Origin of the sequence: Psychrobacillus sp. AK 1817 (assembly GCF_008807035.1) — a bacterium.
In the GTDB taxonomy this organism is placed as follows: domain Bacteria; phylum Bacillota; class Bacilli; order Bacillales_A; family Planococcaceae; genus Psychrobacillus; species Psychrobacillus faecigallinarum.
Genome location: NZ_CP031739.1, coordinates 536,648 through 561,921, shown reverse-complemented (window position 1 = coordinate 561,921; position 25,274 = coordinate 536,648). Strand labels below are relative to the sequence as shown.

The window sequence follows — 25,274 nt, the reverse complement described above, 5'->3', positions numbered from 1 at the left end:
AGCACTGCGCTTTTCTATATTATAATTTTTGAGCTTCTTTCCATTCCAAAAATTCATCGTATGTCAGCTGCTTATCTAAGATAGAGCCGTCCTTGCGGATTTCGATTACACGATTTGCAATCGTTTGAATGAACTGATGGTCATGAGAGGTGAAGATCATAGCACCTTTAAACGCGATTAAGCCATTGTTTAGGGCTTGGATTGATTCTAAGTCTAAGTGGTTGGTAGGCTCATCTAATAACAAAACATTACTTTCAGAAAGCATCATTTTGGATAGCATACAACGAACTTTTTCTCCTCCAGATAGTACGGAAGGCTTTTTCTTTACTTCTTCACCAGAGAATAGCATACGTCCTAGGAATCCACGTAAGAATGTCTCACTTTCATCATCTGGTGAATATTGACGAAGCCAATCAACTAGAGACGTTTCTGAACCGTTAAAGTATTTTGCGTTATCAAGAGGGAAATAAGCACGAGATGTAGTAACGCCCCATCTGATAGATCCTTCTTGTGGCTCTTCCTCTTCAGCTAGAAGACGAAGTAGAGCAGACTTAGCGAGCTCATCACCTAGCAAAATAATTTTGTCGTCCTTATTCATAGTGAAATTCATGCCAGAGAATAGTTTTTCGTTCTCTAATGAGTAACCAAGATCTTGAACTTGTAAAACGTCATTTCCAATTTCACGTTTCATAGCAAAGTTAACATATGGATACTTACGAGAAGATGGTCTAATATCATCTAACTCGATTTTATCTAACATTTTTTTACGTGAAGTTGCTTGCTTAGATTTAGATGCGTTAGCACTAAAGCGAGCAATGAAGGCTTGTAATTCTTTAATTTTTTCTTCTTTTTTACTGTTTTGATCTTGTGCCATTTTAGTTGCAAGCTGACTCGATTCATACCAGAAGTCATAGTTTCCAACATAAACTTGAATTTTACTAAAGTCTAAGTCTGCAATATGTGTACAAACCTTGTTTAAAAAGTGACGGTCATGCGAAACTACGATAACAGTATTTTCAAAGTTGATCAAGAAATCTTCTAGCCATTGAATTGCTTTTATATCTAAATGGTTGGTAGGCTCATCTAGTAAAAGTACGTCTGGTTTACCAAACAATGCTTGTGCTAAAAGGACCTTCACTTTTTCTGAACCTGTTAATTCAGACATTTTCTTTTGGTGCATACTATCTGGAATTCCTAAACCTTGTAGAAGGATTGCTGCTTCTGATTCAGCTTCCCAACCGTTTAGATCGGCGAATTCGCCTTCTAGCTCGGCTGCACGCATACCATCTTCATCAGAAAAGTCTTCTTTCATATAAATTGCATTTTTTTCATTCATTACTTCATATAAACGCTTATGACCCATAATAACTGTTTCTAACACATTATATTCTTCATACTCAAAGTGATTTTGCTTCAAAATCGCTAAGCGCTCATCTGGATTCATAATCACATTACCTTCTTGTGGCTCAATTTCACCTGACAAGATTTTGATAAATGTAGACTTACCAGCTCCGTTTGCACCGATTAACCCATAGCAGTTACCTGGTGTAAACTTTATATTTACATCTTCGAATAATTTACGATCGCCAAATCGAAGACTTACATTACTTACTGCAATCATACTATACCTCCTAAAATTCACAATGCTCTTATTATAGCATGTAGTTTAAACAAAAGCTATCAAACGTTGATATGTTGGGGTTTAGAGCTGAATTAATTAATGGAGTGCCCCAATTTTGGCCATACTTAATTGTAAAATTTTCTGAAACAAACTTACTGATTATTGTTCAAATTACAAATAGAATAAAAAAAATTGACTTAAACTTGTAATTTGAACCCAAAATGGCGATAAAGCTGAACGTAATAAATAAAAATGACTATTTTATTTTTTCCTGAAATTTCAAGTTGTAAAAACAAACAAATGTTCTTATAATAAATAAAAAGGAGGGAACAAATGTGCGTATTTCAATTTTGAATTCAATGAAAACAAATCAAGTATTTGAAATGATTTATATGAAAAACAACGGTGAAATCAGCAAGAGGAGAGTAAAAGTATTGAGTGCTTCAAAGGAAACATTCCAAGCCTACTGCTTTTTAAGGGGTACTAAAAGGATTTTTAAAATTAACAACGTATTAGCATTTGTCCCTGTCATTCATAAAGAAAGGACGGTTATTTAACAAAACTACTTGTTGTAGGAAGCTGTCTGAAGAACAATATACTTATTCATTCAAAGAAAATCAAAAAGCGGATGGCTTTAGATATTCTCTAGCTAGCTAATTAATAGTCAATTTAACATTTAAAAAAGAAAGGCTAATCATTTTTATTGAACCTTACTTATTACATTAAAGGAGAGTTTGACTTATGGGTTTTCATGATGCCTTTTTCGAAGAAGCAAAGAAATCAAAATATAATATTGATCCACGAAGAAATATTAAGTGGGGAACTTCAATGATGCTTCCAGAGCATGTGGCATTGCTACGTGATTATTACGAGGAAGTAAAAAGAGAGCCGAAACCAGAGTTGACAGAATATGATTACGTGACACTATCAGAGAATCTGGATATAGCTTATACTTCCAAAAGTGATACAAAAATTAAAAGATGGAAAAATGGCCAATTTGTTTATAATAGGGGAATTATCGAGGAAGTTGACTTAAAGCACAGGATGATTCAGCTACAGGACCCATTTTATTTATTATCAATAAAAATAGATGAAATAGTAGATGTTACGATTATGGATTAAACTAAATGAATTTAAGAAGAATAAGTAAATAGAAGGAGAGGGTGTTGAGAAATAAATAGATAAGAAAACTAACAGTAGAATATTGATAAAATCAAAGATCAAAAAGAATTTTCTACCGAGTAATTTTTATCTTCTAACTTTGTTTAATAAATAAATTCTCCTCCTACAACCCATCAACAATAACTTTAGGCTACAAGTTTTAAACCTACTGCAGCCCCTAAAACCATGCTTATAAAAACAATTCTTTTCCAATCTGAGGATTCTCCGTATAAAACCATACCCAAAATTGCTCCACCAGAAGCACCAATTCCTGTCCAAATAGCATAAGCTGTACCCATAGGAAGTGTTTTCATTGAATAAGCAAGAAGTATAAAGCTTGCTCCAAATCCTAAAATTAATATCACAAGCGTTTGCCAATTTCGATCTTTATGCAACTTACTTATCATTGCAACACCAAACATTTCACACAATCCTGCTAAGATTAAAGAAATCCAGGCCATTAGGATTCATTCCCTTCTTGAACTTTGTCGGGTGTAACTAGTTTCAAGCCAATTACTCCTGCTAACAAAAATAATATCAAAAGTACTTTTTCTACTTGGAACGGTTCGCCAAAAAATAGTATTTCAGAGAAGACAGTTCCTGCCGTACCTAAACCAACAAAAACTGCATATACAGTTCCTACTGGAAGTCTACGTCCAGACATGATCATTAAATAAAAACTGATAAAAATAGCAATGACGGTTCCAGCCCATGTCCAAAAGTCATCCGAATGTTTTAAACCAATAACCCAAAAAATCTCAAAGATAGCAGCAACAAATACCTTAATCCAGTCTTTATTCATATAAAAGCACCTCCAAATTTATTATTACCAAAAATAAAAAAGCCTAGAAGATAACTGTTTAACAGTTTCTCCCAGGCTTTTATCCTTCCGTGACACAGCAAAGCTGTGAGTTTTCTCTCGGTCCAGACTAACGTAACTGTTACGGAACCCTAGAAAACATTTAAAGTATATAATTACTTTGTATTATACACATTTTAATACCAAAATCAATATTATGTTGAAAAAATTTAATCCCTTAAGCATAAGCTCAGTCTGTAGTTAGCTTTGAGTTTTATTCCAATGCTTGCCGAGGAATTCATCTCTTCCGGATTGTGCACGATCTTCTTTATAGTGATCAGGACTTTTTTTATAAAAGTCTTGGTGATAATCCTCAGCAATATAAAAGGCCTTGGCATCTCTTATTGTGGTAACGATTGGCTTAGAAAATTTACCGCTTTCTGCTAGCTGCTGTTTCGATTTTTCTGCTAGCTCTCGTTGGTTCTCATTATAAACAAATATAGCAGTACTATAGCTTTCTCCACGGTCCTGGAATTGCCCTCCAGCGTCTGTGGGATCAATTTGCTGCCAATAAATTTCTAATAGCTTTTCATAGGAAAAGATAGATGAATCATATTGTATTTCTACTACCTCTAAGTGCCCAGAATCACCTTTTTTTACCTGTTCATACGTAGGGTTTTCAATATGCCCACCCATATAACCTGAGGTTACTTTATGTATTCCGTCCCATGTATCAAATGGTTTTACCATGCACCAAAAACAGCCTCCGGCAAACGTAGCTTTTTCTATCATTTTTATATACCTCCTAATATAGTAAAATGATTTTACCATTACTTTTGAAGTTGTACAAAATTCTGAAACCAAGTTTATGAAAATACGTTATTATAAGAGTAGGCTACTAATGGCATTTAAGTGCCTTTTCACATAGCTGAGGAACTTAAGGGGAGATTTATAATGGATGAAGAACAAGTAAAAGAAAGAAGATACAAACCGAAGAAGAAGCTACGAAAAGGTAGAGTGATATTAACTATACTTGTCGTATTTGTATTAGTTATAGGTACTTATTCATTTTTACAATATAGAGCAGGATATAATTTAGCGAAGGAAACAAAAGTTCATCAAGAAATCGACTTCGAGGGTGACTCTTGGTCTAAAGGCGAGCGAGAAAATATTTTAGTCCTTGGTGCCGATTCAGGAGCAGGAGGGAAAGAAAAATCCAGAACTGACACGATGATGGTTATTTCCTGGGATAAGAAAAGTAATGATGTGAAAATTATCTCGTTCATGCGAGACATCTATGCAGATATTCCAAACTATCAATCATATAAGTTAAATACTGCATACTATTTGGGCGGTGTCCCGACTCTTCAGGCAACATTGAAGAATATGTTTGATATCCCGATACATCATTATGCCCTTATCGATTTTAGGAGCTTTGAGTCACTAGTTGATATTCTTGCGCCCGAAGGGATAAAAATGGATGTGGAAAAAGATATGTCCGAAAAAATTGGTGTGTCCTTAACTAAAGGGGAGCAACAATTAGATGGGAAGGAATTACTAGGTTATGCAAGATTCCGTGCAGATAATGAAGGCGATTTTGGGAGGGTTGCCCGACAACAAAAAGTGATGGAAGCTTTAAAGGATGAAGTGCTATCTATAGATAATATTTCTAATGTTCCTCAATTCTTAGGTGCAGCAGAGGGATATATCCAAACAGATTATTCAAGAAAAGATAAAGCTATTCGAGTGATGGATGCAATCGTTAGTGGAAAATTAGAAATAGACAAAATGACGATTCCTGTAGAAGGGAGTTATTCTTTTAAGAGCTATAAGCATGCTGGTTCTGTAATTGTCATTGATAAAGAGCAAAATAGGAAAGCAATAGAAGATTTTTTATCAAATTAGTAGCTTCTACATTTGATATTGAATCTTTACACTCGTAAAATAAGGGTATAGGAAAGGATGTTTGGTAAAAGTGGAACCAGAAAAGCCTTCTTTTTTCTCAACGAGATACATAAAGTTTTTAGGTGGGCGTAATACTATATTCACCCTTATATTGCTGTTGATGATTGGGTTAATCATTATGATTTATGATGAAATTTCCTTTATTTTTGTCCCGCTCACAGTTTTTTTGGGGAATGTTATACTACCAATCATTTTAGCGGTCATTGTTTATTATTTACTTAGACCGATATTGCGAATGCTAGAAAAAATTAAAGTTAAAAGAGTGCTCGGAATACTCCTGATCTTTTTAGCTTTAGTAGGAATTGTTACCTTATTGGTATTTCTTGTGTTTCCCTTTTTAAAAGCTCAATTTTTTAGATTGGCAGAAGAGCTCCCAGGTTATTTTATAGAAGTATTGAGTCAATTAGATTCATTTTTGAGAACAAATACTTTTATTAGCTCTTATTATTTACAAATAGAGAATGATGTTGCTAATCTGTTATATGATTTACCAAAGGAACTAGGAGCATTCTTCCAAAATACCTTCACTGGTATAGCAACTGGTATTTCATCTTTTATCGGTATACTTACTAGCTTCATATTAGCAATTGTCACTGTGCCTTTTATCTTATTTTACCTTTTAAAGGATGGAGAAAAGCTTCCTGCATATATTCTTAAAATATTTCCACCTCGTATGAGAGAGGATTTAAAATCGGTATTTACTAGCATAGACAAGCAAATTAGCTCTTACATCCAAGGTCAGATACTAGTTTCCATGTGCATAGGAATAATGATTTTTATTGGTTTCACCATTATTGGAATGGATTATGCATTATTGTTAGGCGTATTGGCTATGGTAACAAGTGTTGTCCCTTATCTAGGGCCAGTTATAGCTATTACTCCAGCAGCTATTATTGCTTTAGTCACATCGCCATTTATGTTGATTAAGCTCGCTGTTGTATGGACGGTTGTTCAACTGATTGAAGGGAAATTTATATCCCCACAAATTATGGGTAAATCACTACATGTGCATCCAATTACTATTATTTTTGTATTGATTACTTCTGGTGCATTATTCGGAGTTCCTGGAGTTATATTAGGTATTCCGGGGTATGCCATTTTAAAAGTTATAGTTTCCCATTTTTACACATTGTTTAAAAAGAGGTACAATAAATTTGAACCGGTTGTAGAAAAACATTATGAGTACACAAATAACAAGGTGGAATGAGAGTAATGGCCAAAAAATTTAACTCCAGTATAGAAGTAAAATCAATAAAGATTGATACAATTGTGGATCATCCTTATATCGAACACGGTATAAATCTTTCAGGAACTATCTATATTGATGGCGTACATGACTATGAGCAAATTGAAAATATTAAATTAGAAGTCTTTAAAGTGATTAATGGTAAAGTACCAAAGGTTGTTTCCAAGCATTCTATTGAACTGGTTGGTACTGTCGCATCTAAGGATATGCAAATGATTCCTTTTGAAATAATGCCAGATGAAAGATGGCTTCCAGATGGTGAAGAAGAAATGACTACACTTATCTTAAGAACGACCGTCTTGTTTGAAAATGGTTCCGAATACAATGATGAAGATGAAATACATTTTGATATTGAGGAATAAAAAGCAAAGAATCCCAGCATTTATTGCTGGTTTTTTTGTGGATAAAATTCTATTTGAAGACCACTCTATGTGAAAAGAGACTGCAGATTATTGCTTACAAGTGATATCTGCATCATAAAGGAGCAACCGATGAAAAAGTTAATTGTTTTGTTAATATTAGTTTTGTTGCCTTTAACTGCTTGTGGAGAAGATCGTACTTCAAATGATGTCCCACCGCCAGAAACGATCGATAATACAAGGGATAGTATTACCCCGGAATCAGGGAATGAAGAAGTTAATAAAGAAAATGATGAAGGAATGCCAAACACGAACGAGCTTAACGATCCTGGCTTAGAGGGCTTAAAAGGTGACGAATAAAAATTCACATTGTACAAAATAGTGGAATATGTTAAAATAGTCTTACATTAATGACCGGAGGTGAAGAAGGAATGAAAAACGCTGTGAATGCACATGGATTTATTTTGGGATTTTTATCCATATCCTGTGCGATTACTCATGGATTTACTAAGAACGGGACCAGTCTGTCCTTTTTTAAACAATTACATGAAATTCACAGCTGATAAGCCATTCTTTCTGAACCACATTTAGGAGACTGCCCGCTTATGGAGCAGTCTTTTTGTATGCAGAAAAATGCTTCCAGCTATATTTTGGAGAGGAAGCGAATTATAATGATATGTAAAATACAGGAAATTAGTAAAATGCTTGGTGGAAACACAATATTTGAGGATTTAACCTTGGATGTAAGGTCTGGAGACAAATTAGGGATAGTTGGTAGAAATGGAAGCGGTAAAACAACTCTTTTTAAAATGATTGCAGGTATAGAAAAACCAGATCAAGGTACGATAACCTTCAAAAAGGGGACAAAAATAGGTTATCTTGCTCAAATCCCCACTTTTGAAAACCATATTACAGGGAAAGATCTGCTATATGATGCTTTTGAGGATATAAGGCTACTTCAGCAAAAGATGAGCGAACTAGAACATGAGCTTGCAGTAGCTGATTCTGAGATATTAGAAAAGCTCTTAAAACAGTATGGGGATATTCAGGAAAAATTCACTTTACAGGGTGGATACGGTATTGACTCGGAAATTGATAAAGTAATTCAAGGGTTACAGCTAAGTGGCTTTGTCAATCAGACTTTTTCAAGTTTAAGTGGGGGTGAGCAAACAAAAATAATGCTTGGACAGCTTCTTCTAACCAGACCACAGTTATTACTTTTGGATGAGCCGACCAATCATTTGGATTTGTATGCTATAGAGTGGCTGGAGGAATATTTGGTTAACTATTCAGGGACTGTAGTTTTAATTTCACACGACCGATATTTCCTAGATACGGTTGTCACTAATGTTGCCGATCTTGAGGACGGGATGTTAACACTTTATCATGGTAATTATTCTTCGTTTTTAATAGAGAAGGAAGAAAAGCTGACTCGTGAATTCCAGCAATATGAGGAACAACAAAAAAAGATAAAAAAAATGAGAGAAGCCATTAAGAGATTGAAAATTTGGGCTAATCAGGCTGTTCCTCCAAATGCAGGACTTCATCGACAAGCGAGAAATATGGAACGAGCTCTAGAACGTATGGAAAAGGTTCGAAAGCCTTTGATAGATCCTAAAAAAATGAACCTGACATTTGACGCAGCACCTAGAAGTGGAAAAGAAGTAGTAATAATGGAGAGCGTCTCCAAATGCTTTGGAGATAAAAAGATTTTAAATGACACAGATATGCATGTTTATTGGAAAGATCGACTTGCTATAGTAGGAAGAAATGGAACGGGTAAAACAACCATATTAAATATTCTCAGAGGGGAAGAAACAATTGATATAGGGGAAGCTCGATTTGGGAGTAATGTAAGACTTGGCTACCTATCTCAACATTTTGAGATAGGAGATCCAAAAGCTCGATTGATAGATATTTTCAGAGGTGAAGTGAACGTTAGTGAAGGAGAAGCGCGCCACATATTAGCGAAGTTTATGTTCTACGGACCCGATGTTTTCAAAAGAGTTGCTGATTTAAGCGGTGGAGAAAGAATGCGTCTTCGTCTAGCACAGTTAATGCATCAAGACATCAATTGTTTAATATTAGATGAACCAACTAACCATCTGGACATTGATTCTTGTGAGGTGTTAGAAGAAGCATTGGATGATTTTAGTGGAACAATTATTGCTGTTTCCCATGATAGATATTTCTTAAATAAACTATTTTCAAGAACTGTTTGGCTAGAGAATGGCAAGCTTACAACTTATGAAGGCCCGTTTGAATGGGCAAGAGAAAAATGGGTTGAATTTAGCTCTAAACAAAATTCGGAGAAAGAAATAAAGGAGCAGCTGCCCATAAAAAAATCACCAACCACTAAACAAGAAAATAAGGTTCCACTAGAACACCAAATAAATGAGCTAGAGAAGATAATAAGTGACCTAGAAAATCAGATTAACGTAGAGGCAGACTGGTCAATCTATGAGTCATTAAGCTTGAAGAAATTACACGCAGAAGAGCAGTTGGAACAATTAATGGAGAAGTGGTTAGAACTATGAGATTAATAGGCTATTCTTGAAAATGGGTTGATATAAATAAGAGACCATGCTAATATTATTTATTGACAAATAATTATAACAATTAAATATTCTTATCAAGAGAAGCGAAGGGATTAGGCCCGTTGAAGCTTCAGCAACCTCTGTTATACAGAAAGGTGCTAACTCCTACAAGACATTATCTTGGAAGATAAGAGCTAAAGAGCAACTTTATGCCCCTCTTTTCTTACATGGAAAGAGGGGCGTTTTTGTTTGAAAGAGGTATCTGGTTTTTGGTTGTCAAGCTCAGAGTTTACCCACAAGGTTCAAGTAAAATCTGAATTGCTTTGTAATTTTACCTATGTTTTCACTATACAAACGTTAGTTCTAGTGCTTTTCTATAAGGAGGAAATAAATTGCCTATTAATATTCCAAAACAATTACCAGCAACAAAGTTATTAAAAGAAGAGAAAATCTTTGTTATGGATCAAGAGAGAGCATATAAACAAGATATTCGTCCACTCAACATCGTTATTTTCAATCTAATGCCTGAAAAAGAAAAAACAGAGCTACAGTTATTAAGACTTTTAGGTAATACACCATTACAAGTAAATATAACATTTATGAATACAGCAACATACGAATCTAAAAATGCTAGTAAAACTCATCTAAATACATTTTATTCGACATTTGATGAAATTAAGGAAAAAAAGTATGATGGCATGATTATTACTGGTGCTCCAATTGAGCAACTTCCATTCGAAGAGGTAGATTACTGGAGAGAGATGAAGGAAATCATGGAATGGTCTAAATTGAATGTGACCTCAACGTTACACATTTGCTGGGGTGCCCAAGCAGCTCTTTATTATCATTATGGAATTGATAAATTTCCTCTTACTCAAAAGTGTTCAGGAGTGTTTAGACACATTTTAACTAATCAAGTGGAGGATCTAGTAAGAGGATTTAATGACAAATTTAATGCCCCAGTATCCCGTTATACATCTGTTTCAAGGGAAGAAATTGAAAGGAATGAACACTTAACCATCCTTGCCAATTCTGAGGAAGCTGGAGTATTTCTTGTGAAATCGAATGACAACAAATTTGTGATGGTGACTGGTCACTTAGAGTATGATGCACATACTTTGGCAGAGGAATATAATAGAGATCTCAACAAAGGAATAGAGGTTGAGATGCCTAAATACTATTTCCCAAATAATGATCCTTCTAGTCAACCATTGAATACATGGAAAGCCCATACGCATCTGTTATTTTCAAACTGGTTAAATTACTATGTATACCAAGCTACTCCTTATGATTGGGAATAAAATGTTCTATTGAACAGTCAGAAAGAAAGTAATATTTGTCTTGTATATTGAACTCCTGTTTAAATAAACAGGAGTTTTTCTTATTTTTTGTTTTATTTATTCAGATATTAGGGAAAACAAAAGAGAAGAGACATTGTATTATACAAAGAAACATATTTTTAATGGTATTGATTTACACTTTATTGGAAGCGAGGTTAAGTCTATGAGTTTGACACCAAAACAAAGAATCGAGTTACATGGGTTTAATAATCTAACGAAAACATTAAGCTTTAATATGTATGATATCTGTTATACGAGAACCAAGGAAGAAAGGGAAAAATATATAGAATATATTGATGAGCAATATAACGCTGAACGCTTAACTAATATACTAACCAAAGTATCCGAAATTATAGAAGCGAATATATTAAATATTGCACAGCAGGATTACGAGCCGCAGGGTGCAAGTGTAACCATTTTAGTATCGGAAGGACCTGTCGATCAAACACCGATAGAATCATTTAAGCAATCTCCGGGGCCAATACCAGAAACTGTACTTGGTCACCTAGATAAAAGCCATATTACTGTTCATACTTATCCGGAATATCACCCGGATGAAGGAATCAGTACTTTTAGAGCAGATATAGATATTTCTACTTGCGGAGAAATTTCTCCATTAAAAGCACTAAATTATTTGATTCATTCCTTTGAAACTGACGTGATGGTCATGGATTATCGAGTGAGAGGGTTCACGAGAGATGTGAAAGGCCATAAATTATTCATAGATCACGATATTAATTCCATTCAAAATTATATCCCAGATGCTTTGCAGGAATTTTACCATATGATCGATGTTAACGTTTATCAGGAAAATATTTTTCATACTAAATGTAAGCTAAAGCAGTTTGACTTGAATAATTACCTATTTGGCTACAACGAAGATGAACTTTCAGAAGAAGAAAAAATATTGATAACGAAAAAGCTAAAAACAGAAATGGACGAAATCTTTTACGCAAAAAACATGACTCGATCAGATTAAATTGAAAAAAGCTCTGAGTAAATCACTCAGAGCTTTTCATTTGTGTGAAGAATGGACTTTATGACCGGATAGACCAAGTTTATGACCGGATAGAAAATTTTATGACCGGATAGACCAGATTTATGACCGGATAAAAAAATTATGACCGGATAAAAGTTTTATAGCCGAATAAATCGATTGTTAGACAATAGTGATAAAAAAGGTTGATTTATCATTTAATGTTCAGTGAACTACTTAGAAGACTCATACTTCATGAAATAATTAGGTTAAATTAATGTTCAGAAATATTTGAAACATTTCATCCCTTTCTCCGTAAATGTTAGAAAGGGGATGAAAAGATGGACTTTTTAATAAACTTCATAATTATTACTTTGTTTATTAGCCCAATTATTGCACTCATTCACGAAGCTGGACACGCATTTTTTTTGAAAATATTTGGTGCGAAAGTAAGTGAGTTCTCTATAGGGAATGGTAATACACTTTTACAGATAAATAATTTTCTCATAAAAAAAGTTTACTTCTTTGGAGGAAGAGTTTTTTCAGAAAACCATGAGAAATTAAGTAAAAGCCAAAAAACATTTTATTACTTAGGGGGAGTTTTCTTTAACTTTATTTCTGCTATAGTACTTCACTTATTAACTGGTTATGAATTCCTAGTTTTTAGAAACTATTTGGATAGTTTTATTTTTGTATCTTATCTAACTGTTTTAATCAATCTAATTCCACTTAATACAATAATAGGTGCTACGGACGGTAAACAATTAATAGAACTATATAAGAATTAGTTAGAAGTTAATAGTAAAAACATATTGGAATAGACAGGATATTTCTGGAATGATAAACTTTAATGACCATACAATATTGGACGGCAAAGTGTAATGCTACCTTTATTTTGGATAAATTTTAATGGGAGTAGCTGCCAATAACATATACCTATTTTTAAATTTGTTTTTGTCTATAAAATGACGTACAAAATTATGATAGGAGTGTAATAATGATTGAATTAGACACAGAAAGATTAATATTAATTCCACTGACTGCAGAAAATCTAAGATTACTAATTGATAATCCAAAGAAAATGGAACAGAGTTTATCTATCAATGAATCAAATAGATTTCTTAGTTCGGATCTTAAACAAGCTATGGAAATTAGACTTTCAAAACTGTTAAGTGATGAAGAAAATTATATTTGGTATACCAATTGGTTAATCGTTTCGAAAGATCAAAACTGTAGTGTTGGTGGAGTAATGTTAAAAGGTCTTCCTAATGAAAATGGTGAAGTAGTAATAGGGTACTATACTCTTCCAGAATATCAAGGGAACGGCTATATGACGGAAACTATTAATAACATGAAAAACTGGTTGCTAAATCAGGCCGATGTTATGTATGTTATTGCTGATACGGATAAAGACAATATTCCATCGCATAGAGTTTTAGAAAAATGTGGGGCGAAAATTTATAAAGAAACAGATGAATTATATTTTTGGAGATTTGTTTAAAATAAATTAACGTAGAATGAAACGAGGCATCATTTGGCAATGGTGCCTCGTTTTTTTGTATTATTACCAAGGTCTATAGCATTAATAGTTGTTCCCAACATTCTAGTTCTATTATAGGTGCATAAGTAAATATGAAATTTTGAAAAGTAGAAGTATAACTGAGATTGTGATTTTTAATTGAAGATGTGTTTCATTTCGATGATTTGTTTATCAGTGTGAAATATTAAAATTCTACTAACGAAAAAGTTTAGTATAAGAGGTTGAATATAATATGCTTTATTCTGTATAATAATTCATATAAACGGACATATGAGGGTATTTATTTTTACTTTTGAGAGAAGTGTTCATTGTGAGTTTGTATTTTGCTTATGTAATGGTGGGACTTGCCATTGCAATGCCTGTAGGCGCAATTACAGTCGAAATGACGAAGCAAGGATTGAAAAATGGATTTATACATGGATGGGCAGTAGGGTTAGGTGGTATGACAATTGATTTTGTGCTAATCATTTTACTATCAACAGGACTTGCTTCTATCTTAGCGCTGCCTATTATCCAAATTCCGATGTGGCTTATTGGAGCTCTGTTTTTATTGTACATAGGTTACGATTCAATTAAAAATGCTGATAAAGATATTACTTTATCTGGAGAAAAAGTAACAAAGTCTTTTTTTAGTTCATTTAAGAACGGACTTCTTGTGGCCATATCTCCAGGGAATCTAGTTTTTTGGGTAAATGTATTTGGAGTAGTACTTGCTAAAAACTATGCCAGCGATGAAAGTCATTTTTTCATTGTTGCATTAGGAATTTTAAGTGGAATATTGCTACACGACATTGGATTACTCACTATTATATCGATTACAAGGAAAGCACTAAATAGAAATATGATTAAATGGTTAACAATAATATCGGGGATATTATTAATAGGTTTTGCGGGATATTTTGTTTATGAGTTCATTCAAAGTTTGAAGTTATATATATAATACTTTTTCACGAACGGGTGCTGAAGTTACACAAGACCATCATTATCGATGGTCTATTTTTACATTATAAATAACAAGTAGAATTCGTTGAACCACTGTGAAATGTTACAGGTTAGTTGAACAAGCTGATAAACTTTTTGCAATGAAAATATGAAGAAGATGAGGTATGTATGGAATGGGAGAAGAGGAACTTGTATTACTCTTTAAAAATGGAGTTTCTGATTTTAAAAGATGGGCTCGCAAAACTGATAAATCCTCTGAAGAATGGGAAACAGAATACCCAAACTGGAACTGGCAATACCACGACACAGGAAATTTACTTAAAGAGTTATCAGTTGAGCGATGGAACGAAGAACTTATTGAAGATTTTCTTTATATACTAGCAAGAGATAATGAAGTCGAGAATATCATAGAAAACCTTATAGACATACCTAATCAACTTTTATCATTAACTAAGTATGCTTTAATTTATAGTGATGCCGATGCAAAATGGCAAGTTGCTTATGGTCTCGGAGAAATCAAGGGAGATAACTTATTGATAAGAATGTATTTAAGTGATTTTCTAAATGATGAACAGGAGTATGTGCGAAGGCGTGCTTCCTTTGCTTTAGATAAACATGGAACACAATAACTAACTTATGATGTGTTTAGTTTTATGAGCTAATTAGTAAACAATATTGGTCAACATACGGTTTGGTACTATTTCTCATTGTATGATTAACATTATATGGAGAAAGCAAAAATAAAGAATTTTTTTCTCTTGTGATGTATATTGATTATTGAGGAGGGATCATTCTTGACTAACGAAGAAATAAACAAACTATCGGATGTATTGTTACAAAGTCTGTATGAGTATCATTTTGCTAATAATGGAGGAAGCTATGTATTACCTAAAGCAATGGTAAATACTGATCTCAATAGCAAACAAGCTATTGAATACCTTATTGAAAAGGAATATGCCATAGATAACGGGCAAGGGTCAGATAACCTAGTTTTAGCGATAACAGCGCAAGGTATGGACTATATTAAAAACAAATAAGTGTATCAGCAGAGGAACGTCCACAGGAGGCGTTCTTTTTATTTTATCCAACTAACTCGAGGGGGGAGAATGATGGAGGGAGTGAGTGTAGGGGACGAAATTTTTGGATAATGGAATTAAATCGATTAGAGTACTTTTAGCGATTATTGGAAAGGTATATGCTCCGTATAGTAAGAGAGGCCATGTGGTAATCTTTCTTTCATGTTATTAGACATGGTAACAGGCCATATTCGACTTGCTTAACTTGCATTCCGTCCAATCTCATTTAGATGGCCTTCATTTTTAGTTCAGCTAGATAACTTATCTTTTTCCCATAGAAAAACACCTCCACGTAGATAAGTTAGGTATTGTTATACCCGATTTTCAAGGAAAGGTGTTTTTATTTGTCTTATTTCTTTAGGTCACTGCATATTGCAGATTTCAAGTATTTGTTACCTTTTTTTTGGTTGATTATCACTTAACGGCACTCTCGTTATGTCCTGGTACTAACCCAGCTCAAGAACACAAATGAACGACGATAGAGAATTGTTTCACGATATCCGTAGCAACTTTGGCTAAGGTTTGCTCAGCCATTCGAGTGGCGATGTCGGGAATGGAGTCCAACCTTCTCGATATCTTCTTGGTGGGAGGATAGTCTAGTAGCCACCTCTTGATTTAGCACCTGTTCAGTAAGAAATTCTATATGAGTTAGAATGGTTTTTACCAAAAGTCGTTGATGAGCCTCTAAGCGCTAGTTCCAGTTCAGTTGGAAATTCGTATAATGACCTTGGCAAACGAATTAGAAGATTATAAGATTGTTTGTTGGCTATTATATGCGTTCTGAAGTGTCCATAGATGTTTCTGCTGATTATTCAAATTCATTCTTACGATTTTTGAAAAAGTCGTAGAAAAATCTTACGTTTTCAAGTTCAGTCCATATATATGTTCTCAAAATGGGTGCGTCAAGACTATAAATTTTAGCATCTAGTGTTCCCAACATAAATGGAGAGTGTGTCGCTATAATAAACTGACAGTTAAAAAATCTTGCCAGTTTATTGATTTCTTCTGCCAGCTGAATTTGGTTTGTAGGTGAAAGAGATGTTTCAGGTTCATCGAGCAAGTATAATCCATTTGGGACTAGATACTCATCAAATATCTGGATGGATGTCTCACCGTTAGAATACTTTTCATTAGAAAACTTCATAATCTCGATTTGTTTGTACATCTCTGAAGAATGTTTCAACTTTTCCAAATGCTCCTTAGTATATCCCAATCGAGAGTGTTGGTACAGGTAACCTTCCTTAAGAACTGCCTCCTGCTGAATCTTCTTGATCTCATATAAAATATCTTCGCTTTTGATGTACAAACTATGCGGTATTCGATCTGACTCTCCGTCACTCTTATTTTCACCTAGGCCGTAAGAACAATCCGAAATGTAATCTAACGGGTATTTGTTATAGATATTATTTGTGATTTCCTCAGCCCCTGTAATTTTCAGCTTGTTTGCCATTAAATTTAACAGAGTGGACTTACCAGAACCGTTGTTACCATACAATACTGTAATGTTATTGAAGATTAACACTTCTCCAGTTATTTTTCTAAACACATTGTATGGATAGGCATTTGGATTCTCGACTGTATGTGGAGGAAGTTTGAAGCTTTTCAGATATATCATATGGGTAAACCTTCCTTTTGGAAAAATGAATAGCTAAAATCAAAATTATTTTATTATTATTTACCACGGTTCCAGAAATTTAGTGTGAGGGTTGATTATGTTTTTCATAAATGCTTATTCTCCTAAAGTATAGGAAAACCTAAGTCTTTGAGGTATTACAGGGTTGTATTAGACTAACTAAAGCGCACGATGATGGATACTTATTAAATTTCTATTAGCTGCTTTTAAACACAATAGATTCTCAATTCTAACAGCCAGTTTTTTACTTTGTATTAATTATTGATCAACTGGACCTCAACTCGATAAGGTTATAAGTTATTACTTTTTAACAGTTTGTCTAAATTGTCAACCAGTTCATTTATGGCATTTAATAGTGTTATGGTATTGTAGCTAAGAATCATGATTATGTTTTCTTCCATCTTGTCTGGTAGATATTTGCATGTTTTTTGTGCGATCTTAATTAACTTCTTTTCTCCAGGGTGTGGCAACTCGTTAATCGCAAATAAGATATCAAAGTAACTTGCAAGTAATGCAGCAACCCTATGATTTATACTTATATAGTCTTTTCTTTTTAGAGCTTTCTCGATTTGACAATAGTAGGATGTAACACTGTCTCGCAATAAAGGGTAATTTTTGTTAAGGATATTTTCTTTTAATTCTTCTGGAAAGGCTACGTTAATTTTATCCTGTAGTTTCTTTAATTTACCATTTTGGTCATATAGTATTTTGGAATTTAAATAATTACTCCATAAGCAAGTGGAGTAACCGACTTGAGCCTGGAAATTCACTACCGTTTTCATAAGTTCATTCTCAATGCCAGCATAATTTCTATATATAATTTCTATACCAATATTGGGTTCATTTAGCGTTCCATCATCTTCTGTTTCCCAATACTGGTTATTAATCTCCATATAATCAGAAAACGGTTCTAACAATTTTATGCGAATGCTGGTAGGGATTTCTTGATCACTATATATATACAAATCTATATCAGAATGTTCATCTTGGCTATTTGTTGAAAGAGAGCCAGAGAGCACAACACCTTCCACTTCTTCTAACTGAGAAAATACAGATGAAATCTTCATAATCATGTCATTAATAGTATTCATTTTGGATTTCTTCCCATCTCTTTTTATTTTTTTGTATGGTCCCAATTATAGGGTATTTATAGGATGTAAACCATTTTTATATTAGTAGATTGCTAACATTAAAGCACCTCATATTTCTAACTACTATATATAAGATTGTAAAATAAAAAAAATAAACCCATCTAAACGTTGTTCCATTCTGTTTTGGTAAAAAACAGCTCAAATAAAAAATTTTGGCACAGATAATCGGTATAGAAGGTTACTGTGACTCCGAATACAAATCTTTTAGTTTTTTAGCAACCAAACAATCTTTTCCACACTTTTTGTTCATCATTCATTGCTAATATTACATAATGAAACTTTTCTAATTCGTCTAATAAAATTACAATCAGATAGTTTTATCATTATTCAACTAAAATAATCCTTTAGTTAACATCCAAGTATAATAAGAATTTTATAACAATTAGAGATGGAGTTATTTCAATTGATTACATTTGAATAATATCTTGTTGAACTAAAGTGTGCTTTACTTAAAGAAGGAGTAAAGCCTTTTTTATTGAACAAACGGTGCAGTTTAGTTGAAGAAGCAATGATATAATATCTTATTAAATTCTCTAATAAGAATAGCTTTTCAGGAGGAACAAATGATTGAATTAAAGCATACAAAGTCTGATACTGCAATTATTTTAATACACGAAATATATGGTATTAACCAACATATGAAAAGTTTTTGTGAATTTTTATCAGAACAGAATTTTGATGTTATTTGTCCAAATTTATTAGGAAGTGATGTACCTTTTGATTATTCTCAAGAAGAATTAGCTTATCATCATTTTATGGAGAACGTAGGTTTTGAAAATGCATTACGTAAAATAAAAGCTGTATTATTGGATATTAAAAATAAATACAAAAGAATATATGTTGTTGGGTTTAGTGTTGGTGCCACTTTAGCTTGGTTATGTAGTGAGGAAGAGTCTGTTGATGCAATAGTTGGGTACTACGGTTCACGTATTAGAAACTTTGTAAGCATTACACCGAAATCACCAACAATGCTATTCTTTCCACTAGAAGAAAAATCATTTAATGTCGATGAGTTAATTTCAGTTTTAGATAAAAGAAAAATTAAGATATTTAAATTTAGTGGTCAACATGGATTTGGTGACCCTTATTCTTCTAATTATAACAAGGAGTCAGCACAAAAAGCATCTATCCAAATGGTGCTTTTCTTTCAAAATTTACTTTAATTCCAATTAACTTCATCTAGAATAAACGGGCGCAACAAGTAAATCGACGTTAGCGAGGATTTATGGTGAAATATATTGCGTCAAATCCTTGTTTAACCAAAGGCGTATGTAATTAAAATTAGCACTTCAAGAGTTAGAAGGCGAAAAATTATAATACTTTTGTGGTTAAGAAAAAATTTAAGGAGAGAGAATTAATGAATTTAGGCACTCCAATAGCAATAGGAAATACAGCAAAAATCTATCTCAGCAGGACTTAGCTATTTATGTGGTAAAAAAAATAGGTATAACTATTTCATTTATCGGTTTAAAAGTAATCATGCATATGATTCTAGTTCAACTAAAGGATGCTTGAGATTCACATGGTTGGAAGAAGAAGCATAATAACAAAGAAGTATATTTGATGTTAAACCGTAAGTGGGCTTTTGTGGTTTGGGAAATTGTGAAATTACATATTATAATTCATGAAAATGAATTAGAGATTAGACATTTTTATCATATTAGAGAAAAGAGGGAGTTAAATGACTAATTTTTTCTTAATACTTATGGGCTTTTTTATGGTAAGTGCAAATATTATCGGATTTCTATCATATAAAAAAAAGAAAAATTTATATTTTGCCGCTTTTATAATTTTGTTATTAGCAGTTTTATTTGGGGGAATCGGTGGTGCAATAGCAGTATTTATGATTCGTGATGCTTTTGCAATATTTTATGGTTTGCAACTAGGACAATATCTAATAGTAAATAGTGGTATCGTTTTTTTTATTGCAATTTTAGTAACTTTAATTAAGAAATTTAGTAACTGAAAAATCTAATTCACGATTATATATTCAACTATCGTGGCGCTTCAGGTAAACAGGATCAATACTTTTATGTTGCATTTGACACAAAAAGCGTCAAAAAAGAGCATCAAAATTCGATGCTGAGCAACCTTATTTGAGCATTTCCAAACTGTAATAACATCATTTATTACGAAAATTAATCTGTTATATTCTTTTTTTATACAATAAAACTAATCTTTTTTAACTGTATATCTAACTTGTTTAAAGATTAATATATCTCCGTTTTCAGTATCATCGGTAGTTTGCCAAAGTTGAACTTTTGGCCTGTAGTCCGTCCTATGAGCATCTTTGATACCCTGAATGTCAAGTTCATAGGGTTCATCATTTTTAATTTTTTGTTCAAATACTTTTTTATTGGCAACAAAAATAAAAGTCACTTTATTTTCATCAATACCCTCCGTCATAAATTTTAATTGATTATCTTTTGTTGTAATAGTTGGTGTTAATAATTCAATACTTCCGTTTCCAGTTTCTTGTTTAATAGCAATTTCATAATTAGCTCTTTCACTTGAATCTATAGAATTTTCTATTATACCTGAACATCCAGGTAATGTGATACCAGCAGAAAGAATAAAACTTAATCCAATTACCTTTTTCATGAGATTACCCCCCTTGAATTAATATGGTGATATGAAAAAAATGAGCAAAGAAAGAACAGGCATAATACCCGTTCTTTTCGTGTCCAAACTGTTATACAACCGGTTCGTCTATTCCCCATTGTTTTTTCTTTTGCTCGACGTCTATTTCTCCACCTTTTTTCTTCATGCTTCGTTTCATAATGACAAACCAAAGCTGTGCAGAGATATAAATGGATGAATATGTTCCTGCCAATAAACCTAAGAACAGTGCAAATGAGAAGTTTCGAATTGCCTCTGCACCAAATAGAAGTAGGGAAACAACAACAAATGCAATATTCAACACAATGTTTACTGAACGAGCAAGCGTTTGACGAAGTGATTTATTTACAATTTCCGCTAACTCATTTTCATTATTAATTTTCTTCACTCGATTTAAGTTCTCACGTATGCGGTCGAACGTTACGATTTTGTCGTTTATCGAGTACCCGACAATCGTTAGAACAGCAGCAATAAAGGTTAAGTCAACTTCAAAACGAGTAAAACTGAAAATTGCTACCATGAGAATGATATCGTGTAAAACACCAAGGATCGAAGCAATCCCCATTCTCCATTCAAAACGAATTGCTACATAGATAATAATTCCAATTGCTGCATAGATTAATGCATAAATCGCGTTTCTTATAAGTTCTTTACCGACTGTATTTGAAACTGCACTTATATTTGGCTCAATTCCAAACTCAGTCTTCATTTCTTTTTTCAATTTCAAAATTTCTTCTTGAGAAAACTCATCTACATAACGAACAGCGGCGATATTTTTCGTATCACCAGAAATAACAATATCGTCAGATGGATAACCTAAGTCTTCCATATAATTTAAGACTCGCTCTTCAGTTAGTGACTCGTTTGTTAATACCTCAACTCGTGTTCCACTGGCAAAGTCAATGCCTAAGTTTAATTTAAATATACTTAATATAATTACTCCAATTAAAATAAAAATAATCGAGAAGGTGAAATATCGTTTACGTGAGTGCACGAAGTCAAATCTATCAAAATTTGTTGAAAGATCAAGTGAGCTGATATTTTCTTCGATCGAATGAACTTTTGAACTCCTAACACCGAACCAACCAATTTTATTATCGAAATATCCACTTCGAATAAGTAAGCCAAGTAAAACTCGAGATCCCCACACAGCAGTAATGAAGCTAACTAAAATACTGATAATTAAAATCGTTGCAAATCCTTTTACAGAACTTGTACCGAAGTAGAACAATACGACTGCTGCAATTAGTGAAGTTACATTCGCATCAAGAATGGCAGACCATGACGATTTTGTTCCTTCTTCGAATGCTTGTTTAACGGTTTTACCAATTCGAATTTCTTCTCGAATTCTTTCAGCAGTTAAGATATTCGCATCAACTGCCATTGCAATCCCTAAGACAAGCCCAGCAATTCCAGGCAACGTAAGAACTCCGTTAATCCAATCAAATACTAATAAATTTAAATAGACATAAACAACTAACGTAAGATTTGCTACAATTCCTGGTAGACGATAGTAGAACATCAAGAATAGTAAAATTAGTACTGCTCCAATAATTCCTGCCTGTACCGTCGATGATAATGCATGTTCACCGAATTGTGCCCCTACGGATGTCGAATAAACTTCAGTTAGTTTAACAGGTAAAGCACCTGCATTTAAAACTCCCGCTAAGTTCTTTGTTTCTTCAACTGTGAAGGAACCTGAAATTTGAACCTCTGAAGTATTCAAAACTTTACTTACTTGAGGTGCAGATACAAATTTAGGTTTTTCTTTTGATACTTCTTCTTTGAAAGAATCAACACCCTCTTCAAAGTCTAACCAAATGACAAGGACGTTGTTTGGAGCTTTAGTAAGAATATCTTGTGTTACCTGTGCAAATTTATTTGCATCCTTTAATTGTAATGACACGATAGGTGCTCCATTTTGATCGAAAGAATCATTTGCACCGCCCTCTTTCAAGTCATTCCCATCAAGCATTAAGTTATCATCAGCGTCACGGAATGTTAAATTTGCTTCTGTTGATAATAATTTACGTGCAGAGCCTTCATCATCAACGCCGGCTAATTGAACGCGAATTCGATTTCCTTCTTCTACTTCAATAACCGGCTCATTAACACCTAATACGTCAATACGATTTAAAAGCGCATTTGCAGTAGCCGCTACATCCTTTTCGGTTATTTTGGGACCATCTTTCAGTGGCTCAACTTGATATAAAACTTCAAATCCACCTTGTAAGTCTAAACCTAATTTAATATCGTTTAAGATTCCCTTTGTCGTCGTGCTCATAGAAGCACCTAAGACTACGATAACAAGGAAAAATGCGACAATACGCCATCTTGTCTTCATATGTAATTCTTCCTCCTCGCTTTAAGTAACGCACAAATCTATAACAAACGAGCGCAGCTTAAGACCGTCACATTTATTTGATAACCGAGTTACATACAACAACTTTTAAAGATAACCTTTTAATGTTTGCGCCTGATATGCATAAATGATGTCCAACTTATGGATTTAAAGTAAAGATACAACAATTTCATTATGAAACACATTGAAAAAAGAGTCAATTTTACTTTACAGAATAAATAAACTAGAAAGTGAGTTAATCCAAGAAAATAAACTCTTTTTGTTGTTTACCGAGTACTTTACTTCGAGAGGGAGTAAAGCATTATTTATTGACCTAAGCAGAAGCTAAGCTTAAAAACAAACTGGATTTTTTAAATAAAAATGGGAAAAATGAGTAAAATTGCAACCTAAATTTATTTTAAACGTATTAAAGGAAGGTTAGTACACAGTTTTAAGTGGAGGGAGTATATGAGTGAACGATTTGAATTAAGTTTTAAAAATAAGGAAGTAAGAATATGGTTTTATGTGATGTTACCGACGTTTATAATAGGAAGTATCTTTATATTTTAATGGCAACAAAAATATCAGTATATTCCTTTTTTATTGTTAGTAATAGCATGGTCTATCTTTTATTTATGGCGTTTCTTTTACCGTAAGAAAAGAAAGAACAGTGAGAAATTCTTCTTAAACTAACTGAGGCAGTTTGTTTTAGGAGGTTAAGTGATAATTACGATGTTTTTTGGTTGTAATCTTTCCTAGGAAGTGGTGTTATTTTGAAGAAAAGAAATAAAGCTCTCCTTATAGCGTTGGCGGTTGTTATGAATGTAATATGTGTATATTTATTTTTTTACATTTGGGAGATGATTGATCAAGGGGAGTATAGGAAATATGATAATGGTGTTACTATTGAGGTAAATAATTATAGTGATCAAAATCTATCTGATCTTATATTTTCATATAGCGTCAATCAGTTGGATTTTAAAGAAGTAGGAATGATAAAAAGTCTAAAAGCTGGAGAATCAACCCAAATAACTGGGAGCAGCAAAGAGATAAAATCAAGTGATACAAGCTTGTATTTACATTATTACATTGATAATGGTGGAAAAGCAGTGAATAGTTTAGCTTATTTTTATACTGTAGAACCTAAAAAAGCTGTCATTGTTTTAGATATCTATGAAGTAAAACCTCATGGATTTTTAAAGTTTGAATATAGAGGTTATAATGGTTGGACTCAATATGGTCCAGATGAAATTAACTATTGAATAATGAATTATTCAATAATTAATCACTAAGCTATCAGAATAATTCATGCAATAAAAAGCACCTTAAAGGTTACATTAGTTAAAAACCTTCTTAAAGTAATATATGAACATCAAATTATAAACAAGTTCCATTACAATTAAAATAGTTAAATCCATCAAATTTGTTTCATCCAGTAGGAGTTATGGGATGGAGCAATAGGGGATATATATCAGCTTTCTGTTCTACATTTAGTCGTAGGTTTAAAGCTGTTTCGGTTGGAGGCGGAATTACTAATTGGAGTACACATTATGTAAATACCGATATCCCTTATTTTATTAGGATGTATTTAGGAAATAATCCATGGAATGATCCTGAGATATATACTAAAACGTCACCAATGACATATATTAAATCAGCCTGTACCCCCACTTTAATCCAACATGGAGAAAAGGATGCAAGAGTTCCAATTCCTAATGCATATGAGCTATATCAAGGATTAAGGGATATGGAAGTTGATACAGAATTAATTATATTTAAAGGAATGGCATATAGTTCAGACCAACCAGGAATTAATGTGGCTATTATGAAGCAGAATTTGATGTGGTTTTCACACTATATTCTTGGAGAAAAAAAGATATTATCAGAGGATGTAAAATGATAAAACAATCTTCATAGAGAATTGTTTTTTCTTATTTAACCTGTGATTACAGCTCTCTTTCATTTTGT

General features: G+C 33.1%; 26 protein-coding genes, 1 pseudogene and 2 riboswitches. Of the genes and pseudogenes, 19 read left to right on the top strand and 8 right to left on the bottom strand.

Translation table 11 applies throughout. From position 1 onward, the window contains the following. Nucleotides 1-19 precede the first annotated feature (19 nt). A complete protein-coding gene (locus D0S48_RS02880) occupies nucleotides 20-1,621 on the bottom strand; it encodes an ABC-F family ATP-binding cassette domain-containing protein (RefSeq protein WP_144536605.1) in 1,602 nt (533 codons plus the stop codon). A gap of 335 nt (nucleotides 1,622-1,956) precedes the next feature. Here D0S48_RS02880 and D0S48_RS02875 point away from each other — a divergent pair, with 335 nt between their 5' ends. Both D0S48_RS02875 and D0S48_RS02870 read left to right on the top strand, forming a co-directional pair. Next, a complete protein-coding gene (locus tag D0S48_RS02875; protein WP_225321673.1) occupies nucleotides 1,957-2,178 on the top strand; it encodes a transcriptional regulator in 222 nt (73 codons plus the stop codon). A gap of 184 nt (nucleotides 2,179-2,362) precedes the next feature. Beyond that, nucleotides 2,363-2,743 carry a YolD-like family protein gene (locus D0S48_RS02870; protein ID WP_151109982.1) on the top strand — a complete coding sequence of 127 codons (381 nt, stop codon included), beginning with the start codon at nucleotides 2,363-2,365 and terminating at the stop codon, nucleotides 2,741-2,743. 185 nt (nucleotides 2,744-2,928) lie between these two features. Here D0S48_RS02870 and D0S48_RS02865 read toward each other — a convergent pair whose 3' ends face one another. The 3 genes from D0S48_RS02865 to msrA all read right to left on the bottom strand — a co-directional run bounded on the left by D0S48_RS02865 (nucleotide 2,929) and on the right by msrA (nucleotide 4,373). Next, nucleotides 2,929-3,243, bottom strand: a complete 315-nt coding sequence (locus tag D0S48_RS02865) for a DMT family transporter (RefSeq protein ID WP_144536601.1) — start codon at nucleotides 3,241-3,243, stop codon at nucleotides 2,929-2,931. Further along, nucleotides 3,243-3,584, bottom strand: a complete 342-nt coding sequence (locus tag D0S48_RS02860) for a DMT family transporter (RefSeq protein ID WP_151109980.1) — start codon at nucleotides 3,582-3,584, stop codon at nucleotides 3,243-3,245. The genes D0S48_RS02865 and D0S48_RS02860 overlap by 1 nt, the downstream gene beginning before the upstream one ends. A 66-nt stretch (nucleotides 3,585-3,650) precedes the next feature. Further along, a riboswitch (guanidine-I (ykkC/yxkD leader) is annotated at nucleotides 3,651-3,748 on the bottom strand. A gap of 94 nt (nucleotides 3,749-3,842) precedes the next feature. Further along, nucleotides 3,843-4,373, bottom strand: a complete 531-nt coding sequence (gene msrA, locus D0S48_RS02855; RefSeq protein ID WP_151109977.1) for a peptide-methionine (S)-S-oxide reductase MsrA — start codon at nucleotides 4,371-4,373, stop codon at nucleotides 3,843-3,845. 162 nt (nucleotides 4,374-4,535) lie between these two features. Here msrA and D0S48_RS02850 point away from each other — a divergent pair, with 162 nt between their 5' ends. The 13 genes from D0S48_RS02850 (at nucleotide 4,536) to D0S48_RS02795 (ending at nucleotide 15,523) form a co-directional block, all read left to right on the top strand. Then, on the top strand, nucleotides 4,536-5,486 hold the full coding sequence (locus D0S48_RS02850) for an LCP family protein (RefSeq protein ID WP_151109975.1): 951 nt from the start codon (nucleotides 4,536-4,538) through the stop codon (nucleotides 5,484-5,486). Nucleotides 5,487-5,556: 70 nt separating this feature from the next. After that, nucleotides 5,557-6,753 (top strand): AI-2E family transporter, encoded by a 1,197-nt coding sequence (locus D0S48_RS02845; RefSeq protein WP_144536596.1) that lies wholly within the window; start codon nucleotides 5,557-5,559, stop codon nucleotides 6,751-6,753. A 5-nt stretch (nucleotides 6,754-6,758) separates the two neighbouring features. After that, entirely contained in the window at nucleotides 6,759-7,154 is a 396-nt protein-coding gene (locus D0S48_RS02840; RefSeq protein ID WP_191697063.1) for a sporulation protein, read from the top strand. Nucleotides 7,155-7,283: 129 nt separating this feature from the next. After that, nucleotides 7,284-7,511, top strand: coding sequence for a hypothetical protein (locus D0S48_RS02835; protein ID WP_144536592.1), 228 nt, complete (start codon nucleotides 7,284-7,286; stop codon nucleotides 7,509-7,511). A 50-nt stretch (nucleotides 7,512-7,561) separates the two neighbouring features. Next, a complete protein-coding gene (locus tag D0S48_RS21265) occupies nucleotides 7,562-7,714 on the top strand; it encodes an RAxF-45 family protein (RefSeq protein ID WP_370455721.1) in 153 nt (50 codons plus the stop codon). 108 nt (nucleotides 7,715-7,822) lie between these two features. After that, nucleotides 7,823-9,688 carry a ribosomal protection-like ABC-F family protein gene (gene abc-f / locus D0S48_RS02830; protein WP_151109971.1) on the top strand — a complete coding sequence of 622 codons (1,866 nt, stop codon included), beginning with the start codon at nucleotides 7,823-7,825 and terminating at the stop codon, nucleotides 9,686-9,688. 89 nt (nucleotides 9,689-9,777) lie between these two features. Then, a riboswitch (SAM riboswitch) is annotated at nucleotides 9,778-9,882 on the top strand. A 198-nt stretch (nucleotides 9,883-10,080) separates the two neighbouring features. After that, the gene (gene metA / locus D0S48_RS02825; RefSeq protein ID WP_151109969.1) at nucleotides 10,081-10,989 is read left to right on the top strand and encodes a homoserine O-acetyltransferase MetA; all 909 of its coding nucleotides are present in this window, start codon (nucleotides 10,081-10,083) and stop codon (nucleotides 10,987-10,989) included. A gap of 202 nt (nucleotides 10,990-11,191) precedes the next feature. Then, a complete protein-coding gene (speD, locus tag D0S48_RS02820; RefSeq protein ID WP_144537200.1) occupies nucleotides 11,192-12,007 on the top strand; it encodes an adenosylmethionine decarboxylase in 816 nt (271 codons plus the stop codon). Between the two features lie 338 nt (nucleotides 12,008-12,345). Then, the gene (locus D0S48_RS02815) at nucleotides 12,346-12,792 is read left to right on the top strand and encodes a site-2 protease family protein (RefSeq protein WP_151109967.1); all 447 of its coding nucleotides are present in this window, start codon (nucleotides 12,346-12,348) and stop codon (nucleotides 12,790-12,792) included. A gap of 209 nt (nucleotides 12,793-13,001) precedes the next feature. Next, a complete protein-coding gene (locus D0S48_RS02810; RefSeq protein WP_151109965.1) occupies nucleotides 13,002-13,505 on the top strand; it encodes a GNAT family N-acetyltransferase in 504 nt (167 codons plus the stop codon). A gap of 349 nt (nucleotides 13,506-13,854) precedes the next feature. Then, nucleotides 13,855-14,484, top strand: coding sequence for a LysE family transporter (locus tag D0S48_RS02805; protein ID WP_144537198.1), 630 nt, complete (start codon nucleotides 13,855-13,857; stop codon nucleotides 14,482-14,484). Between the two features lie 175 nt (nucleotides 14,485-14,659). Continuing rightward, nucleotides 14,660-15,115, top strand: a complete 456-nt coding sequence (locus tag D0S48_RS02800) for a hypothetical protein (RefSeq protein WP_151109963.1) — start codon at nucleotides 14,660-14,662, stop codon at nucleotides 15,113-15,115. Between the two features lie 165 nt (nucleotides 15,116-15,280). Then, complete coding sequence (locus tag D0S48_RS02795; protein WP_151109961.1) at nucleotides 15,281-15,523, top strand: hypothetical protein; 243 nt, start codon at nucleotides 15,281-15,283, stop codon at nucleotides 15,521-15,523. Nucleotides 15,524-16,370: 847 nt separating this feature from the next. Here the strand turns inward: D0S48_RS02795 and D0S48_RS02790 are convergent. Further along, a complete protein-coding gene (locus D0S48_RS02790; protein WP_151109959.1) occupies nucleotides 16,371-17,177 on the bottom strand; it encodes an AAA family ATPase in 807 nt (268 codons plus the stop codon). Nucleotides 17,178-17,485: 308 nt separating this feature from the next. Next, nucleotides 17,486-18,286 (bottom strand): nucleotidyltransferase domain-containing protein, encoded by an 801-nt coding sequence (locus D0S48_RS02785; protein WP_151109957.1) that lies wholly within the window; start codon nucleotides 18,284-18,286, stop codon nucleotides 17,486-17,488. 623 nt (nucleotides 18,287-18,909) lie between these two features. Here D0S48_RS02785 and D0S48_RS02780 point away from each other — a divergent pair. Both D0S48_RS02780 and D0S48_RS02775 read left to right on the top strand, forming a co-directional pair. Continuing rightward, on the top strand, nucleotides 18,910-19,509 hold the full coding sequence (locus tag D0S48_RS02780) for an alpha/beta fold hydrolase (RefSeq protein ID WP_151109955.1): 600 nt from the start codon (nucleotides 18,910-18,912) through the stop codon (nucleotides 19,507-19,509). A 518-nt stretch (nucleotides 19,510-20,027) separates the two neighbouring features. Further along, nucleotides 20,028-20,312, top strand: coding sequence for a 3-isopropylmalate dehydrogenase (locus D0S48_RS02775; RefSeq protein ID WP_151109953.1), 285 nt, complete (start codon nucleotides 20,028-20,030; stop codon nucleotides 20,310-20,312). A gap of 206 nt (nucleotides 20,313-20,518) precedes the next feature. Here the strand turns inward: D0S48_RS02775 and D0S48_RS02770 are convergent, their stop codons facing one another. Next, the gene (locus D0S48_RS02770) at nucleotides 20,519-20,947 is read right to left on the bottom strand and encodes a hypothetical protein (protein ID WP_151109951.1); all 429 of its coding nucleotides are present in this window, start codon (nucleotides 20,945-20,947) and stop codon (nucleotides 20,519-20,521) included. Nucleotides 20,948-21,038: 91 nt separating this feature from the next. Next, nucleotides 21,039-23,309, bottom strand: a complete 2,271-nt coding sequence (gene secDF / locus D0S48_RS02765; protein WP_151109949.1) for a protein translocase subunit SecDF — start codon at nucleotides 23,307-23,309, stop codon at nucleotides 21,039-21,041. 770 nt (nucleotides 23,310-24,079) lie between these two features. Between secDF and D0S48_RS02760 the strand changes: the two genes are divergently transcribed. Continuing rightward, nucleotides 24,080-24,568: a hypothetical protein gene (locus D0S48_RS02760; protein WP_151109947.1), complete on the top strand. Its 489-nt coding sequence runs from the start codon at nucleotides 24,080-24,082 to the stop codon at nucleotides 24,566-24,568. 173 nt (nucleotides 24,569-24,741) lie between these two features. Further along, nucleotides 24,742-25,206: pseudogene (locus D0S48_RS02755) on the top strand (alpha/beta hydrolase family protein); the annotation flags it as partial. Between the last annotated feature and the right edge of the window lie 68 nt (nucleotides 25,207-25,274).